A 16,626-nucleotide genomic window follows, 5' to 3' on the forward strand; every position below is an offset into this window, starting at 1 on the left:
ACGACGGGCGGGCCCGATCACGGATCGGTGCCCGCCCGCGTGCGTTGCGTAACCTGTTGATGGACTTTCGACTGAAGGCAAGGACGGACATTGATGTCGCTTTTCTCGGGTAACCGAAACACTTGTGCACGCGCGATCGCGGTCGGCGCCTTGGCGCTCGCCACGGGTGGCGCACTGGTCGCGTGCGGTAGTGACGACTCCACTGCAACCTCCAATCCGGTCACCACGACGTCCGCTGCGGCTTCGTCCTCGAGCGGTTCGGCGTCTGCGTCCGCCTCTGCGACCACGACGGCGTCGGCTGCGCCCACCAGTCCGGGAGCAGCGGCCACCGCGCCGCCGGAGCAGCCGCAGAGCATCGAAGGCTTCCCGGGTCCCACAGTCGTCGAGGTCAGTCCCGAGGCTCAGAAGTTCCTCGACGGACTGAAGGCGAAGGGCATCACCCCGGCCGGTGACGGAAGCATCGCCGTCAACACAGCCAATTACATCTGTGCTGCCGGTCCTCAGACCGACGACGAGGTCCTGACCTTCGTGACTGCCTTCGTCGGCCAGGAAGCGTCTGCGGAAGGCAAGCAGATCACTCCCGAGCAGGCAGGTGCGAACGCTCAGATCTACGTCGACGTCGCCAACGCCACCTACTGCAAGTAGGCGCGGGTCATGGCGAGGTCTGGAAAGCGTCGTGGGTGCCTGATCCCGCTGCTGATCATTCTTGTGGTCGCAGCGGTCGTGATCGGCGGTTGGTACATCCTGGCCGGGCGGGTGCCTTCGCCGACTCCGATCCCGCCGAGTCCGGAGCCGCCGGTGTCTCAGCCGGCCAGTTGCCCCGATGTCCAGGTAGTAGCCATACCGGGTACGTGGGAGTCGAGCGCTACCGACGACCCGTACAACCCGACGGCCAATCCGGCGTCGTTGATGCTGAACGTGACCCGTCCTCTGCAGGAGCAGTTCGATACTTCGAGGGCCGACGTCTACACCGTTCCGTACGTCGCACAGTTTTCGAATCCGGTTGCGATCCCGCCGGACGGACAGCAGTCCTACAACAACAGTCGGGCGGCGGGAACTGCTGCCACTAACGACTTTCTGATGAAGCGGCACGCCGAGTGCCCGCTCACGAGCTACGTCCTGACCGGATTTTCCCAGGGCGCGGTGATCGCGGGTGACGTCGCCGCGAGCATCGGTGACGGTACCGGTGCGGTACCGGCCGATCTGGTTCTCGGCGTCGGCTTGATTGCCGACGGTCGACGCGATCCGGCGTTCGGGAACACCGTTGGCCCGAGCGTTGCCGGTGTGGGTGCCGAGCTGTCACTGAACGGGCTGAAACTTCCCGGTCTCACGATGACCGGCCCGAGGCCCGGCGGGTTCGGTGACCTCAACGATCGGACCTATCAGATATGCGCGCCCAGTGACGGTATCTGCGACGCTCCGGCCGCCGCTCTCAATCCGACCAACTGGCTGAGTTCGGCGCCGCGCCTGCTCGAGTACTACAACAACCCTGTGCACGCGATGTACAACTCCTTCCAAGTCGATCCGAACGGCACGACGGCCACCCAATGGATGGCACAGTGGGCTGCGGAGAAGATCGACGCCGCGCCGACGCCGCCCCACAGTTGAGTCACCGCCGCACTGTTGATTCGTCACAATCGGGCGTCTCGGGAGTTCGCTCGCGGGTAATCTGCTCGTTTGGTCCCGGTAGAGTGCTGCACGGTCCGGGGGCTTCCTCTACAGTGCTGTCACGTAAGTGACTGGCGAGTAGGTTCGATTTGTCCGGTTTCGAAGTCCGAGTACGACGTACGTGTCCATCACAGGAGAATCGTTATATGAGTTCCACCCACGGCAGCGATGCCCTACGCAAATTCCGGTTTGCGGCCGGTGGCGAGGGCAACGCCGAAGAGGGTGGTGCGCGACGCTTCGTCAAGCTTGCGCAGAAGGCCGAGGAACTCGGCTACGACTCGTTCATGATTCCGGACCACCTGGGTAATCAGGTCGGCCCGATCGCCGCTCTGGGAGCGCTCGCGGTGGCCACGGACAAGATTCGTCTCGGCACTGCCGTGTTGGCCAACGGCTTCCGTCATCCTGCTGTGCTCGCGAAGGACGCGGCGACCATCGACGTGCTGTCCGGTGGTCGACTCGAACTCGGTATCGGCGCAGGCTGGATGAAGGAAGAGTTCGACAAGGGCGGTATCGCCTACGAAAGCCCCGGCGTTCGAATCGAGAAACTCGAGGAGTCTCTGCAGATTCTCGACACACTGCTGCGCGGGCAGGAATGCACCTTCGAAGGCAAGCACTATCAGGTGCGTGGTCTCAAGGGCAGCCCGCGACCGCGGCAGGGCCCGCGGCCGCCGATCATCGTCGGTGGCGGCGGACCGAAGATGCTCGCTCTCGCCGCGAAGTACGCGGACATCATCTCGGTCGCCACACCGACCAACCGTGACGGGCGACTTCTGCTCTCCGGAATCACGATGGAAAAGACCATCGAACGTGTCGAGCGCATCCGCGAAGCTGCCGGCGAGCGTTTCGATGAGATCGAACTCAACTGGACCATCACCATGATCATGATCACCGACGACCGAGAGCAGGCTGCCGAGATGGCAATCGCCGCTCTGGACCAAGGTTTTCCGCCGAACATCGAAGTGGATCGTAAGCTGAGCGTGGAGGAGTTGCTGAACTCTCCATACCTGGCTGTGGGCACTTTCGAGGAGATCGCAGACCAGATTCGACTGGTCCGCGAGAAGACGTCGATGTCGTATGTGGGGGTCTTCCCGACGCAGATGGAAGCGTTCGCCCCGATCATCCCGTTACTGGCGGGCGAGTAGGCCGGAGAATACGGACGATGCGAATCTGTAACATATCGATGGTTTGGGATCGATGAAGTGATTCAGGTGAGTTGCGCACAAAGTGCGATTCGATTGATCGAAGATGGACCCGAGAGAGCGAAGGAAGTCTGGGGCGCAGGCATGAAAGACAGTGCTTGTGTGATCGCTTCGGAGGAGATGGAATGAACGCGCTGTTCGATGGCTTTCTCGACGAGAAGGGCCAGATCCGCCTGCAACCAGGCTTCACGCTGGTCGACTACGTCGAGCAACACTCGCGTGTCAACGCGGACGAGCTCGCGTATCGGTACATCGATTACTCACGCGAACGTGACGGTGAAGCCCTGGAGCTGACCTGGGAGCAGTTCGGTGTGCGTCTGCGCGCTGTTGCGGCCCGTCTGCAGCAGGTCACCAAGCGTGGCGACCGTGTCGCGATTCTTGCTCCGCAGGGACTCGACTACGTCATTTCGTTCTTCGCCGCCATCCAGGCCGGTTCCATCGCGGTGCCGCTCTTCGATCCGGACGAGCCCGGGCACACCGACCGTCTTCACGCTGTTCTCGGTGACTGCAAGCCGACTGCGATTCTGACTGCCGCATCGTCGGCGGCCGGTGTTCGTCAGTTGTTCCGCTCGCTTCCCGCTGCCGAGCGTCCGCGCATCATCGCCGTCGACGCGATTCCCGACACCGTCGGTGAGACGTGGGTTCGTCCAGACATCGAACTCGACGACATCGCGTACCTGCAGTACACCTCCGGTTCGACCCGAGTTCCCGCCGGCGTGGAGATCACCCACCGCGCAGTCGGAACGAACGCGCTCCAGATGGTCGACTCGATCGAACTCAACGAGGACTCACGCGGCGTCACGTGGCTGCCGCTGTTCCACGACATGGGCCTGCTGACGGTCATCCTGCCTGCTCTGGGCGGCAAGTACATCACCATCATGAGCCCGCGTGCTTTCGTGCAGCGGCCGTACCGGTGGATCAAGGAACTGGCTGCGGTCTCCGACGGCGCCGGCACCTTCGCTGCCGCTCCCAACTTCGCTTTCGAGCACGCCGCCGCACGCGGCCTGCCGAAGGATGGCGAGACCCTCGACCTGAGCAATGTCATCGGACTGATCAACGGCAGTGAGCCGGTCACGACGTCGTCGATGCGCAAGTTCAACGACGCTTTTGCTCAGTACGGTCTGCCCAAGACTGCGATCAAGCCGTCTTACGGCATGGCCGAAGCGACGCTCTTCGTCTCCTCGACCAAGCATTCCGACGAGGCCAAGGTCATCTACGTCGACCGCACGGAACTCAACAAGGGCCGCATGGTCATCGTCGACCAGTACTCCGAGAACGCCATCGCGCAGGTCTCCTGTGGGTACGTCTCGCGTAGTCAGTGGGCGGCGATCGTCGATCCCGAGACGCTGACCGAGGTCCCCGACAATCACGTCGGTGAAATCTGGTTGCACGGCGAGAACATCGGCATCGGCTACTGGGGACGCCCCGACGAGACGGCGGAGACCTTCCACAACAAGCTGGACAACCGGCTGAGCGAAGACAGTCACACCGAGGGCACGCCCGCGGATGCCAACTGGATGCGTACCGGCGACTTCGGCGTCTACGTCGACGGCGAGCTGTACATCACCGGTCGCGTCAAGGACCTCGTGATCGTCGACGGCCGCAATCATTACCCGCAGGATCTCGAGGCTTCGGCTCAGGAAGCCAGCCCCGCCCTGCGCCCCGGCTTCATCGCTGCGTTTGCCGTGCCGGCCAACCAGCTGCCCTCCGTCGTGTTCTCCAACACGCATTCGGGTCTGAAGTTCGACGACGACGATTCCTCGGAGCAGTTGGTCATCGTGGCCGAGCGTGCTCCCGGCGCAGGCAAGGCCGATCCGCAGCCGATCGCGGACACCGTGCGTGCGGCGATTTCTTCCCGTCACGGCGTTACAGCCCGAGACATCCTGCTCGTTCCTGCCGGTTCGATTCCGCGAACGTCCAGCGGCAAGATCGCTCGCCGCGCATGTAAGGCGAGCTATATCGAGGGAACGCTGCGAGGCGGCTATCAGCAGACCGCATTCCCCGATAGCGTTTGAGGAGCAGTCCCTTCATGATCGGTGGCTTGGTGAGTTGATGGTTGAACAAGATGGTGTGCAGAGCAAAGACGTCGTGAGCGAGATGAGTGTCGCGCAGTTGCGTGAGTGGCTTCGCAACTGGATCGCCGACGCGACCGGTCAGCCGGTGTCGACGATTGTGGACGACCGGCCGCTGGACGAGTTCGGACTCGCCTCGCGGGACGCAGTTGCTCTGAGCGGAGACATCGAGGATCTGCTCGGTGTCACGCTGACCGCCACGATCGTCTACCAACACCCCACCATCGCCTCGCTGGCTACTCGGATCATCGAAGGTGAGCCCGAGGCGCCGGAGGAGACCGTCGACGCGTCGTACTACGTCTCAGGCGCCACGACGGACGCCCACGACATCGCCATCGTCGGACTGTCCACACGATTCCCCGGTGCCGGGCATACGCCTTCGGACATGTGGGAAATGCTGGCGGCCGGACGCGACGGCATCAGCGACCTCCCCGAGGACCGCTGGGCCGAGTTCATGTCGGATCCCGCCATCAAGGCCGCGGTCGAGAACGCCAACACCAAGGGCGGGTACCTCGACGACGTCAAGGGCTTCGACGCCGAGTTCTTCGCGATGTCTCCGCTCGAGGTCGTCAACGTCGATCCGCAGCAGCGCCTCGCCCTGGAACTCGCGTGGGAAGCGCTCGAGCACGCACGCATTCCGGCCAGCGGGCTCAAGGGCAAGCAGGTCGGTGTTTTCATCGGCAGTTCCGCCAACGACTACCAGCTGCTCGCGGTCAGTGATCCGACGACGGCGCACCCGTACGCACTGACCGGAACGTCGACGGCCATCGTCGCGAACCGGGTTTCGTACTTCTTCGACTTCCGTGGACCGTCCATCGCTCTGGACACCGCCTGCTCGTCGTCGTTGGTTGCCGTTCACGAGGCTGTGCGTTCGCTGCGTAGTGGTGATTCCGACATCGCGCTGGCCGGTGGCGTCAACATGCTGCTGGCCCCTCCCGGAACCCTCGGTTTCGACCAGACCGGGATGCTCGCTCCCGACGGCAAACTGCGTGCCTTCTCCGCACAGGCTCAGGGAATCGTTCGCAGTGAGGGCGGCGGACTCGTCGTGCTCAAGCGTCTCGAAGACGCCGAGCGTGACGGCGATTCCATCCTCGCGGTGATCGCCGGATCCGCGATCAATCAGGACGGCCGTTCCAACGGTCTGCTCGCACCCAATCCCGATGCCCAGGCCGACGTGCTGCGTTTCGCGTACCGCGACGCCGGCATCCTGCCGACCACCGTCGACTACATCGAGGCACACGGGACGGGTACCGATCTCGGTGATCCGATCGAGGCCGACGCGCTCAGCCGTGTCGTCGGTCGTGGCCGTGACGACGACAAGCCGGCACTGCTCGGTAGTGCGAAGACCAACTTCGGGCACCTGGAGGCAGCGGCAGGCGCCGCCGGCCTGATCAAGGTCGTTCTGGCGATGCAGGAAAACAAGATTCCCGCGACGATCAACTACCTGGGTCCGAACCCGCACATCGACTTCGAGAAGGCGCACCTGCAGGTGACGCCCGAGGCCACCGATTGGCCGCGTTACACCGGCAAGGCTGTCGCCGGTGTTTCCGGTTTCGGTTTCGGTGGTACCAACGCGCACGTCGTCGTCAAGGAATACGTGCCTGCCGAGACGGTAGTGGATGCCCCTGTCGTCGATGCACCTGTGGAAGACGAGAGCACCGTTGTGCTGGCTGTGTCCGGTGCGCTGCCGTCGCGTCGTCGCCGCGCAGCTGCAGATCTGGCCGACTGGCTCGAAACCGAAGAGGGAAGCAAGACGCCCCTCGCCGACGTCGCCCGCACACTTGCGCGTCGCAACCACGGCCGCTCGCGTGCCGCTGTTCTGGCGAAGACGCGGTCCGAGGCCATCAGCTCGCTGCGCGGCGTCGCCGCGGGCAAGCCGGCCCAGGGAGTCTTCTCGGCCGACTCGCCGTCGCCCAAGGGCGCGGTGTGGGTGTTCTCGGGCTTCGGCTCGCAGCACCGCAAGATGGCCAAGCAGCTCTACACGGAGAACTCGGCTTTCAAGGCAGCCGTCGACGAGGTCGACGCGCTGATCCAGGACGAGGCCGGTTACTCGATGGTCGAGATGTTCCTCGACGATGCAATCGAGTACAACGTCGAGACCGCACAGGTGGGAATCTTCACCATCCAGGTCGGTCTTGCCGCGTTGCTGCGTCACCACGGCGCCGAGGCCGAAGCCGTGGTTCCGCACTCGATGGGTGAGGCCGCTGCTGCGTACGTTTCCGGTGGCCTGAACCTGGAAGACGCTGTCCGCGTGATCTGTTCACGTTCACGGCTGATGGGTGAGGCCGAGGGCGCGCTAGTCGGCGACGACATCCGTCTGATGGCACTGCTCGAGTACAGCGCATCCGAGATCGAGGCGTTGCTGCCCACGTACCCCAAGCTCGAGGTCTGCGTCTACGCAGCTCCGACGCACACGGTGATCGGTGGACCGCAGCCGGACATCGAGGCGATCGTCGCGGCCGCCGAGGCTGACGGCAAGATGGCGCGTGTCCTGCAGACCAAGGGTGCCAGCCATACTTCGCAGGTAGATCCGTTGCTCGGTGAGCTTGCCGCGGAGTTGGCCGGTATCGAGCCGACGACGTTGAAGCTCGGTGTCTACTCGTCCGTCGACAAGGACACCTTCTATCGTCCCGGCCACGAGCCGATCCATCAAGAGGCGTACTGGGTCAAGGGTCTTCGCCACAGCGTGTACTTCACCAACGCGGTGCGCGGTGCGGTTGCCCACGGCCACACCACCTTCGTCGAGCTCGCACCCAACCCGGTGACGCTGATGTCGGTGGCGGCTACCGCTTTCGATTCGGGTCTGCACGACATGGAGCTCATCCAGACGCTCAAGCGTAAGGAAGACGAGTCCGCGGGTGTGCTTGCCGCTCTCGCGCAGCTGTACGTCCACGGTCATGCCGTGAACCTCGAGTCTCTGCTTCCCGCAGGCGATTTCGCTTCGGTGCCGCGCACCGCGTTCCTGCGTAAGCCGTACTGGCTCGACATTCGCGTCAGTGCCGGCGGTTCGGCTCGCGTTCCCGGTTCGCACGTCGCTCTGCCCGACGGCCGTCACGTGTGGGAGGTCGACGCCTCCGCCGTCACCGACCTGGCGGTGCTCGTGACTGCCGCTGCCGGACAGGTTCTTTCGGACGTCGCTCTGACGGCTGCGGTTCCCCACGGTGAGCTGGCCGGTGCTGCGACCCTGACGACAACTCTCAACCCGCACCCGGGTGGAGCGTCGGTGCAGGTGCACGCTCGTGAGGGCGCTACGTTCCGTTTGCTGTTCGACGCCGTCGTCACGTCCGGTGAGCCGCTTCCCGAGCTGGTCGTCAGTGCGCCGGTCAAGACCAGTGCGCCGATGGAAACCCTGGCCGAGGTCGTCGAAGACGCCGGAGACAAGTGGGATCCGAACGGTTCGCAGAGCCTCGACGACCGCCTCAAGATCGTCGTTGCCGAGTCGATGGGGTACTCGCCGGAAGATCTTCCGGCCGAGGTTCCGCTGATCGAACTGGGCCTCGACTCGCTCATGGCGATGCGTATCAAGAACCGCGTCGAGTACGAGTTCGACATTCCGCAACTCCAGCTCCAGGCAGTCAAGGACGCGAGCCTCAACGAGGTCAACAAGTACCTGCGCTACGCGATCGACAATCGCGAAGAGGTTCAGGCGATGGCCGACAAGCAGGCCGCGGAGAAGCTGGCGGCCGATGCTGCTGACGAGGACGCTGCTCCCGCCGAGGTGTCGGTGGAACTGCCGGCGACTGCTCCGGTTGCTGCCGCGCCTGCCGATCCCTCCCGTGCCGGAACTGCCGACGACGCCGGCTCCGACGTTCCGCCGCGAGATGCGGCCGAGCGCTTGACGTTTGCGACGTGGGCCGTCGTCACCGGGAAGTCGGCCAAGGGCATCTTCAACGATCTGCCGATCGTCGGTGACGAGGTCGCCGAGAAGCTGGCAGCTCGGCTTTCCGAGCGTGCGGGCGGCGAGATCACTCTCGACGACGTGCTCGACTCCACCACCATCGAAGAACTCGCGGACGTCGTTCGCCAGTACCTCGAGGACGACGGCAAGATCGACGGACTCGTTCGTACGCTGCGTGCTCGTCCCGAAGGCTCCACGGCCGTACCGGTATTCGTCTTCCATGCTGCCGGTGGTTCGACGGTGACGTACGAGCCTTTGCTCAAGCGCCTGCCCGCCGGCACGCCGATGTACGGGTTCGAGCGGGTCGAAGGCTCGATCGAAACCCGCGCTGCGGCCTACGTTCCGCTGCTTCGTGAGATCCAGGGTGACGGGCCGTACGTGCTGTGCGGCTGGTCGTTCGGCGGCGTGATGTCGTATGCGGTCGCGAAGTTGCTGCGTGAGCAGGGCGCTGACGTGCGTGTGGTCGGACTGCTCGACACCGTCATGGCCGGCGAGGTCGTGCCGGACACCGAGGCGGAACGACGCAAGCGGTGGGAGCGCTACGGCAAGTTCGCCAAGCGTACCTACAACCTGGATGTGCCGCTGCCGCTCGATGTTCTGGCTTCCACCGAAGCCGACGAGGATCAGATCCAGATCTTGATGGACATGATCAAGATGAGCGGCGCCAAGATTCCCGGCGGCATCATCGAGCATCAGCGGACGTCGTGGTTGGACAATCGCGCCATCCAGACGGCCGAGTTCAGCAGTTACGACGGCGACGTCGTGCTCTACATGGCCGACAAGTACCACGACGAGCTGATGACGCTCGAGCCTGCATTCAAGACCCGCAAGGCAGATGGTGGCTGGGGTGACTACGTGAAGAACCTCGAGGTCGTCTACATCGGCGGGGACCACCTGCAGATCGTCGACGAGCCGTACATCGCGAAGGTTGCGGCAGACCTCACCACCAAGCTGGCCCAGATCGAGACAGCTCAGACCAAAGCAGCGGAAACCGGAGTTCAGAAGTGACGACAACCACCGCGGAGAAGCTCGCTGAACTCCGCGAAAAGTTGGAGAAGGCAAAGGAACCCGGCTCGGCTCGGGCCATTGCGAAGCGCGATGCAGCAGGGCACAGTACGCCGCGCCAGCGCATCGACATGTTGCTCGATCCCGGTAGCTTCGTCGAGGTCGGCGCCCTGGTGAAGATGGCGGGCGAGGACAACCCGTACAGCGACGGCGTCATGACCGGTCACGGAACCGTCGACGGGCGTCCGGTTGCCGTGTTCGCGCACGATCAGACTGTGTTCGGCGGTGCCGCCGGAGAGATGTTCGGCCGTAAGGTCGCAGCCGTCAACGATTTTGCACTGAAGGTGGGCTGCCCGGTCGTCGGTATCAACGATTCCGGTGGAGCTCGAATCCAGGATGCCGTTTCCTCATTGGCCTGGTACGCCAACATGGGTTCACGTCAGGAGCCCTTGTCCGGCGTCTGCCCACAGATCTCGGTCATCCTCGGTAAGTGCGCCGGCGGTGCCGTGTACGCACCGATCAACACCGACGTCGTGGTCGCGACCGAAGAGTCGTACATGTTCGTCACCGGACCCGACGTCATCAAGTCGGTCACCGGCGAAGAGGTCAGCCTCGAGGACCTGGGCGGAGCGCGCAAGCAGGCGGAGTACGGAAACATCCATCACGTCGCTCCCGACGAGAAGGCTGCATTCGACTGGGTGCGTGAGTACCTGAGCTTCATGCCGTCCTCGTGCACGGAGAAGGCGCCGCTGATCAACCCGGGTCTCGAACCCGAGATCACCGAGTCGGATCTCGAACTCGACGCCTTCATGCCGGATGCCGACAATGCCGGCTACGACATGCACGACATCATTCTGCGGATCTTCGACGACGGAACCTTCCACGAAATCGGAGCCCAGGTCGCGCACAACGTGATCACCGGGTTCTCCCGCGTCGACGGACTGCCCGTCGGTGTCGTGGCCAACCAGCCCACCTACCTCAGTGGCGCCCTCGACGCGGACAGCTCCGACAAGGCCGCACATTTCGTGCGCCTGTGCGACGCTTTCAACATCCCGCTCGTGTTCGTCGTCGACACACCGGGCTTCCTTCCCGGCGTCGATCAGGAAAAGGTCGGCGTCATCAAGCGCGGCGGACGTTTCCTGTTCTCGTACATCGAAGCCACCGTGCCGAAGGTGACCGTGGTGGTTCGTAAGGCGTACGGCGGCGGTTACGCCGTCATGGGCTGCAAGCAGCTCGGTGCCGACATCAACCTCGCGTGGCCGACCGCTCGTATCGCCGTGATGGGCGCCGAGGGTGCCGTCAACATCATGGGACGTCGTCAGCTCGCCGAGGCGGGCGAGAATGCTCCCGCAGTGCGTGCGCAGCTGATCAACTTCTACAACGAGTTCGTCGCGACGCCGTACATCGCGGCCGAGCGCGGATACATCGACGCGGTGATCGAGCCTTCGCAGACGCGTCTCGAAATCCGCAAGGCTCTGAAGTTGCTCAAGGACAAGACGATCTTCAAGAACCCGCGCAAGCACAACTTGATGCCGCTCTAATTCCGGCTGTCACCGAGAGCGTCGAACTGGCGGCGTAGCGCTTCTATCGCCGCCAGGACGGCCGGCCTCTCGCTGTCGGTCCGCCAGGCGAGGTAGATGTCTCGCCCCAACGGCGGAACAGTGTCGAGCATTCGAACACCTTCCGGCGGTACAACTCTCGCCAGTCGCGGAATCAAAGCGACGGCGAGTCCCTGAGCGACGAATTCGACCTGGGTGGGAAACTCGGCGACCTCGTACTCGATTCGAGGGTCGAACCCCTGCGCACGCAGGGTCCTGACGGTGAAGGTGTGAAAATCCGTTCCCCGCGTCCACGTCGCCCAGGCATGCTCGGACAGCTCGCTCAGTGCGACAACCTTGTTCTCCGCCAGCGGATGTGATGCCGGGAGTGCAAGTAGCGCCACGTCGTCGTACACGGGTGTGAAGGAGAGTCCGTCGGGAAGTTCGACGGGCAGGGTGCTCCAGCTGTCTACCACCACGACGTCGAGGTCGCGGCGAATCAGTGCGGGGAGCAGTTCTTCGGATTCGCCTTCGTTGAAGGTGATTTCGAGCTGGGGGTGTGCGTGCCTGATCTCGGCGATGGCTCGCGGCAGCACCGTCCTGCTGGGGGAGACCAGGGCGCCGATACGTACGCGGCCCGTCACTTCGCTCTGCAGCGACGCGATTTCCGCCTCGGCCTGAGCAAGCGTCGAGAGAACCTCTGCGGTTCGGCGCGCGAGGATCCGGCCCGCTTCGGTGAGTCGCACACCGCGGCCCTGTGGTTCGAGGAGCGGAACACCGACCTCGCGCTCGAGTTTGTTCAACTGCTGCGAAATGCCGGACGGTGTGACATGCAAGGTGCGGGCGGCTGCCGCCACTGATCCGTTCTCGGCGACAGCGTGCAGGGCGCGAAGTCTTTCGAGATTCAACACGGTAGTAATACTACTGAATATACGGTCTGAACATTTGCTTGTGCTGAATAGTTAGCGGCAGGAACATTGTCGAGTGACCACTCTGACCTCCGCGACTGCGCAGACACCGACACCCACCCGAACTCCTCGGGGGCGCATCGACCCTCGACTGCTTGTCGTCGGAGGCGCAGCTGCGATCTCGATCAGTTCGCTCCTCATCAAGCTGGCCGATGTCGGGCCTTCGACGGCAGTCTTCTTCCGTTGCTTCCTCGCTTTGCCGCCGCTGTTGTGGTTGGTGTGGCGGGAGTACCGCCGGGTGGGCAAGCCGAGCAGGCGGGCAGTCGTTCTGCAGGTGCTGGGTGGTCTGCTGCTCGGATTGGATTTCGCGTTGTGGTCGCAGTCGATTCTCATGATCGGCGCGGGTATGGCGAGCGTCGTCGTGAACGTGCAGGTGATCGTGGTGCCCACACTGTCCTGGTTGGTGTTCGGTAACAAGGTTCCGATGCGCTTCGTCTTTGCCCTGCCGTTCATGTTCACGGGAATCGCCTTGGCGGGCGGCGTGTTCGGGGGCGGGGGCACTGGCGACGAACTGCTGTGGGGAACGGCGCTCTCGCTCGTCTCCGGAATCGCCTACGGCGGCTACATCTTCGTGGTCGGCCGGACGGGCGAGGCGGATCGGGCAGCGAGCCAGGTGTTGATCTCGACGACGTCCGCGGGCATCGCCGGCTCCGTGATCGGATCACTGTGGGGCCGGATCGATTTCGTCCCGGGTTGGGAAGCGTTCGGCTGGCTCGCGGCACTGGCGCTGGTGGGCCAGGTGTTCGGCTGGATGCTGATGGGACACTCGCTCCCTCGGCTTCCCGCCGAGGTAGGCGCGACGCTCCTGCTCATGCAACCGGTGCTCGCCGTACTGCTGGCGGTTGTGCTGCTCGGTGAACGGCCAGGCGTTGGGCAACTACTCGGGTGCGTCGTCGTTGTCGGAGCGGTCTCGGCCGTCTCCGTACGTCGCACCCGAGCAGTCACCCGAGTAGGCAGCGCAGGCTAGTGCACCCGCATCTCGCCGGGCATCCACATGCCCGAGCGGGTTGCCGTGCCCGTCTCCACCTCTGCCGGAACAGCATTGGGGAAGTACCGGTCGTACCGCTCGAGTGATCCCCAGTCCCGCGCCCAGTCGTCCTTCAGGTACGTCGGAACCGTCGTCGCACCGGCGAGGACCTCGGTGAACCCGAGTGGGCCACCGTTGTCCGCGGACTGCCAGGTGTCGGTGGAGCTGACGGCCAGGGGACGGTCCGGGAGGATGCGGAAGTTCGGCATCTCGGCCACACCGTTCTGATGTGTGAACGGACGTTGGCACGGGAACTGAAGGCCGACAGCCCAGTCCAGGAGGACCGGCTGCTCGTTGCCGATGTACGAGTTCAGGGACTCGAGCTTCGGCACGCGCGGCGGCGTGAATGCCATCCACTGATCGCCTGTGAGGTTGGGATCGAACGCGACCACTCGAACGGCGTCGGCGTCCGGCGCGAGTTCGTCGATGGGGATGCGGACGTTGCGCCACGACGGCGCGGGCCCGATGTCCCGCGGCATGTACGAACCTTGAACCTGCACGGTTCCGTCGGGCTGAGTTTTTCCGTACTCGACCAGCAGCGACTGGCCGTACGTGATCGCACCGGTGTTGTCGACGGACCACACGCGGCCCGCCACGGACATGACCACCAGCGGTGATTCTTCACTGCGAGTGGGCAATCCGTACCAACTCGAGATGAGGGAAGCAGGTTCCTGCACGCCGGGCTGGTAGCTGCCCATGACCGGCGTCTTCGACGGATCGAGACCGAAGGGGAGTTTGGCCGTGCTGCCGTTGACGCCGATGTTGCCGGTGCCGCCGCTGGTTCCGGCGCCGGAACCGGTGGCGAAGCTGGGGCCGACACTCTGGGTGTCGGTATTGCCCATGCCCTGCTTGACTTCGATGTAATCCGCAGTGAGATCGCTGGGAACCCCGTTGGGGGAGAAACCCTTCGAATCAACTCCGGACAACGGATCCTCGGCGTTGAATCCGGGAGCGGTGAGCGGACGTAGATTCCCGGAATTGACGTCGGTCTCGACCAGGACGTCCTCGGCCATGCCGCAGGTCTTGCCCGCGAGTGCCTCGATGTTGCTTCGGCCCAGCGAGTACGCCGGGTACTGCGACACCGCTCCCTTGAGCAGCGAGAGCACCTCGAACAGGACCATCAGACCGGCGATCACGGTGAGCGGAGCGGCCGCGAACTTGCGAATTCGTCTGCCCTTGGCCGTGTTCGGCTTCTCGGGCGGAGCTGCAAATCCCTCACGCAGATACTGCCAGGCGGCAAAGGCCAAGGCGAGAGCAAAGAGCGCGAGGAACAGTGTGTTGGATTCACGGCCGTCGTAGGAGATGGTCTTGTCGAACCACGGCACGCCGTAACTCGAGACGTACCAGTAGCCGTTGATACCGGCGAACGTCAACGCCAGCATCAGGAGGAGTCCGGCCACGAACACCGATCGGTTACGACGTGAGCGCAGGGCCGACGCGGACACGGCGACGGCGGTCAGCGCGGCGAGAGAACCGGCGATGCCCGCGTACGCACCGAAGTGGTGAGTCCACTTGGTGGGGTTGAACATCATCAGGAACATCGTGCCGAAGACGACGCCGACCAGGCGCCACGACGGACCGGTTGCCGCGCCGGGGACGCGGCCGCGGCGCAACAACACGAAGAGCGTCGTGAAGAGGCACAGGATCATCGTCAAGAACGCGAAGCGTCGGGCAACCGAGCCGTCGACGGTCTGGACGAAGAGGTAGTAGTAGCGCAGGAAGTCCTGGTACCACTCGAGATTGGGGCCGATGATCGTTCGGACGCGCGTGGCTTCCATGACGCCGGCAAAGGTCTGGTCGGCGAAGATGACCACCAGCACGATGGTTCCGGCAGCGGCGATCGGTGCGAGAAGCGGCAGTGTGCCGACCAGTCGGTGACGCTTGACGACGATGCGCACCAATGGGCGCACACCGGCGAGAAGGGCTGCGATACACATCAATCCGGTGGGCGCGGCGGCAAGAGTGAAGGCACCGATCAAGATTGCGGTGGCCGCGGGAAGCAGGCGTCCGGTGGCGATGGCGCGCTCGATGGAGCACCAGGTGAGCAGTGCGCCGAGAGCCACGATGGGCTCGGGGCGAAGACCGTTGTTGTACGCCAGCCAGAAGGACAGGAACACCAGCCCGCCGGTCCACAGCGCGACGTTGTTCCGGCGAACCGCCCGGCCGAGACGCGGGACGACCTCGCGGCTGATGACCATCCAGCAGAGGATTCCGGCGAGCAGAGCGGGCAGGCGCATGAACGGGCTCGCGGTCGAGATCTTCGCCATCACGGCCAGCACTTCGTAGTACCAACCGAACGGAGCCTCGGGAACGCCGAACCAACGGAAGTAGTTGGCCATGTATCCCGCGTCCGGCGAGACTCGGGCCATGGTGAGGAGATAACCGTCGTCGGCGGTGTTCGCGCCGATGAAGTGCCAGACAACCAGTGTGCCGACCACAACTCCGTCGATGCCGGAGAACTTCCACCAGCGTGCAGGCAGGAAGCGTCGGTGCTTGCGGCCGTCGGTGCCGTCGAGGCGGGCCAGGGCGATCAGCGCGACGATGGTCGAGAGGACGGCCACGATCATCGCGACCAGCTTCACGACGCTGGGGCTCGACGAGAATCGTGAATCGATCGTCATCGAGAAGCCGAGGCCGTCGGGGGCAGCGCCGTCGGGCAGGTCGCTGAAGACACCGACCACCTGCGGGCGGAAGTCGCCGTCGAGCTGGCCACGAATCGGGTTGCCGTCGGGATAGGTCAGTCCGACGAACTCGGCGGCGGTCCGATTGACGTCCGAGCTGAACGCGATGGCTCCGCAGCGACTCGACTCGACGTCCTCGCGCGCCGCCGAAGCGACCACGACATTGCGATCGAGCACGTCGACACTGGTCGCGGACACGCGGACGAACATCGAGGAGAGTGCGGCGCCGTCGCCCTGAGCAGGCGCTGTCGACATGAGGATGCCGCCACCCTCGGGGAGCGAGCTGACCGCGGTGCAGGGGATCGACGCGTTGACGTCGATGGGAACCTGCGCCATCAGAGGTGCCTCGACGTCGCCGATCACGCCGTTCTGTGGCCAGTTGACCGTCGCCGTCGTCTGCACGACAGGAAGCAACGGAGTTGCCAGTGCGAGCACGAAGCCGAGCAAGCCGGCGATGATCGCGACCCATCGAGTGCGATGGAAACGCTCGCGGGCATCCTGACCAGCAGGAGGCGGCGAACTCGAAGTCTGAGGTGAAGCTGTCACGGCGTCGGGCACGGCTACCGATGG

Annotated in this window: 9 protein-coding genes; 7 read left to right on the plus strand and 2 right to left on the minus strand. The window is 64.2% G+C overall.

Features of this window, described 5'->3' with window-relative positions; genetic code table 11:
- Positions 1-93: 93 nt before the first annotated feature.
- From I7X09_RS14220 to I7X09_RS14245, 6 genes are all read left to right on the plus strand, one after another.
- A complete protein-coding gene (locus I7X09_RS14220) occupies positions 94-645 on the plus strand; it encodes a DUF732 domain-containing protein (protein WP_095969488.1) in 552 nt (183 codons plus the stop codon).
- Between the two features lie 9 nt (positions 646-654).
- The gene (locus tag I7X09_RS14225) at positions 655-1,608 is read left to right on the plus strand and encodes a cutinase family protein (protein WP_095969489.1); all 954 of its coding nucleotides are present in this window, start codon (positions 655-657) and stop codon (positions 1,606-1,608) included.
- Between the two features lie 206 nt (positions 1,609-1,814).
- The gene (locus I7X09_RS14230) at positions 1,815-2,810 is read left to right on the plus strand and encodes an LLM class F420-dependent oxidoreductase (protein ID WP_019746410.1); all 996 of its coding nucleotides are present in this window, start codon (positions 1,815-1,817) and stop codon (positions 2,808-2,810) included.
- A 182-nt stretch (positions 2,811-2,992) separates the two neighbouring features.
- A complete protein-coding gene (gene fadD32 / locus I7X09_RS14235) occupies positions 2,993-4,882 on the plus strand; it encodes a long-chain-fatty-acid--AMP ligase FadD32 (protein WP_003943899.1) in 1,890 nt (629 codons plus the stop codon).
- A gap of 37 nt (positions 4,883-4,919) precedes the next feature.
- Positions 4,920-9,845 (plus strand): polyketide synthase Pks13, encoded by a 4,926-nt coding sequence (gene pks13 / locus I7X09_RS14240; protein ID WP_200317413.1) that lies wholly within the window; start codon positions 4,920-4,922, stop codon positions 9,843-9,845.
- Positions 9,842-11,383, plus strand: coding sequence for an acyl-CoA carboxylase subunit beta (locus I7X09_RS14245; protein WP_200317415.1), 1,542 nt, complete (start codon positions 9,842-9,844; stop codon positions 11,381-11,383). Before pks13 ends, I7X09_RS14245 begins: the two co-directional genes overlap by 4 nt.
- On the opposite strand, the gene I7X09_RS14250 is transcribed toward I7X09_RS14245, so the two are convergent.
- The gene (locus I7X09_RS14250; RefSeq protein WP_095969493.1) at positions 11,380-12,291 is read right to left on the minus strand and encodes a LysR family transcriptional regulator; all 912 of its coding nucleotides are present in this window, start codon (positions 12,289-12,291) and stop codon (positions 11,380-11,382) included. The two genes, I7X09_RS14245 and I7X09_RS14250, sit on opposite strands and share 4 nt — an antisense overlap.
- Positions 12,292-12,364: 73 nt before the next feature.
- Between I7X09_RS14250 and I7X09_RS14255 the strand changes: the two genes are divergently transcribed.
- A complete protein-coding gene (locus I7X09_RS14255; protein WP_200317417.1) occupies positions 12,365-13,315 on the plus strand; it encodes a DMT family transporter in 951 nt (316 codons plus the stop codon).
- Here the strand turns inward: I7X09_RS14255 and I7X09_RS14260 are convergent.
- Positions 13,312-16,614, minus strand: a complete 3,303-nt coding sequence (locus I7X09_RS14260) for an arabinosyltransferase domain-containing protein (RefSeq protein WP_095969495.1) — start codon at positions 16,612-16,614, stop codon at positions 13,312-13,314. The genes I7X09_RS14255 and I7X09_RS14260 overlap by 4 nt on opposite strands.
- Positions 16,615-16,626 lie beyond the last annotated feature (12 nt).

The sequence above is a fragment of the Rhodococcus sp. P-2 genome, from assembly GCF_016598535.1.
Lineage (GTDB): Bacteria > Actinomycetota > Actinomycetes > Mycobacteriales > Mycobacteriaceae > Rhodococcus_F > Rhodococcus_F baikonurensis.

What these genes read in the sequence shown, in the direction of transcription:
- I7X09_RS14220 (WP_095969488.1), top strand. Translation starts at nt 94, where the DNA reads ATGTCGCTTTTCTCGGGTAACCGAAACACTTGTGCACGCGCGATCGCG.
- I7X09_RS14225 (WP_095969489.1), top strand. Translation starts at nt 655, where the DNA reads ATGGCGAGGTCTGGAAAGCGTCGTGGGTGCCTGATCCCGCTGCTGATC.
- I7X09_RS14230 (WP_019746410.1), top strand. Translation starts at nt 1,815, where the DNA reads ATGAGTTCCACCCACGGCAGCGATGCCCTACGCAAATTCCGGTTTGCG.
- fadD32 (WP_003943899.1), top strand. Translation starts at nt 2,993, where the DNA reads ATGAACGCGCTGTTCGATGGCTTTCTCGACGAGAAGGGCCAGATCCGC.
- pks13 (WP_200317413.1), top strand. Translation starts at nt 4,920, where the DNA reads ATGGTTGAACAAGATGGTGTGCAGAGCAAAGACGTCGTGAGCGAGATG.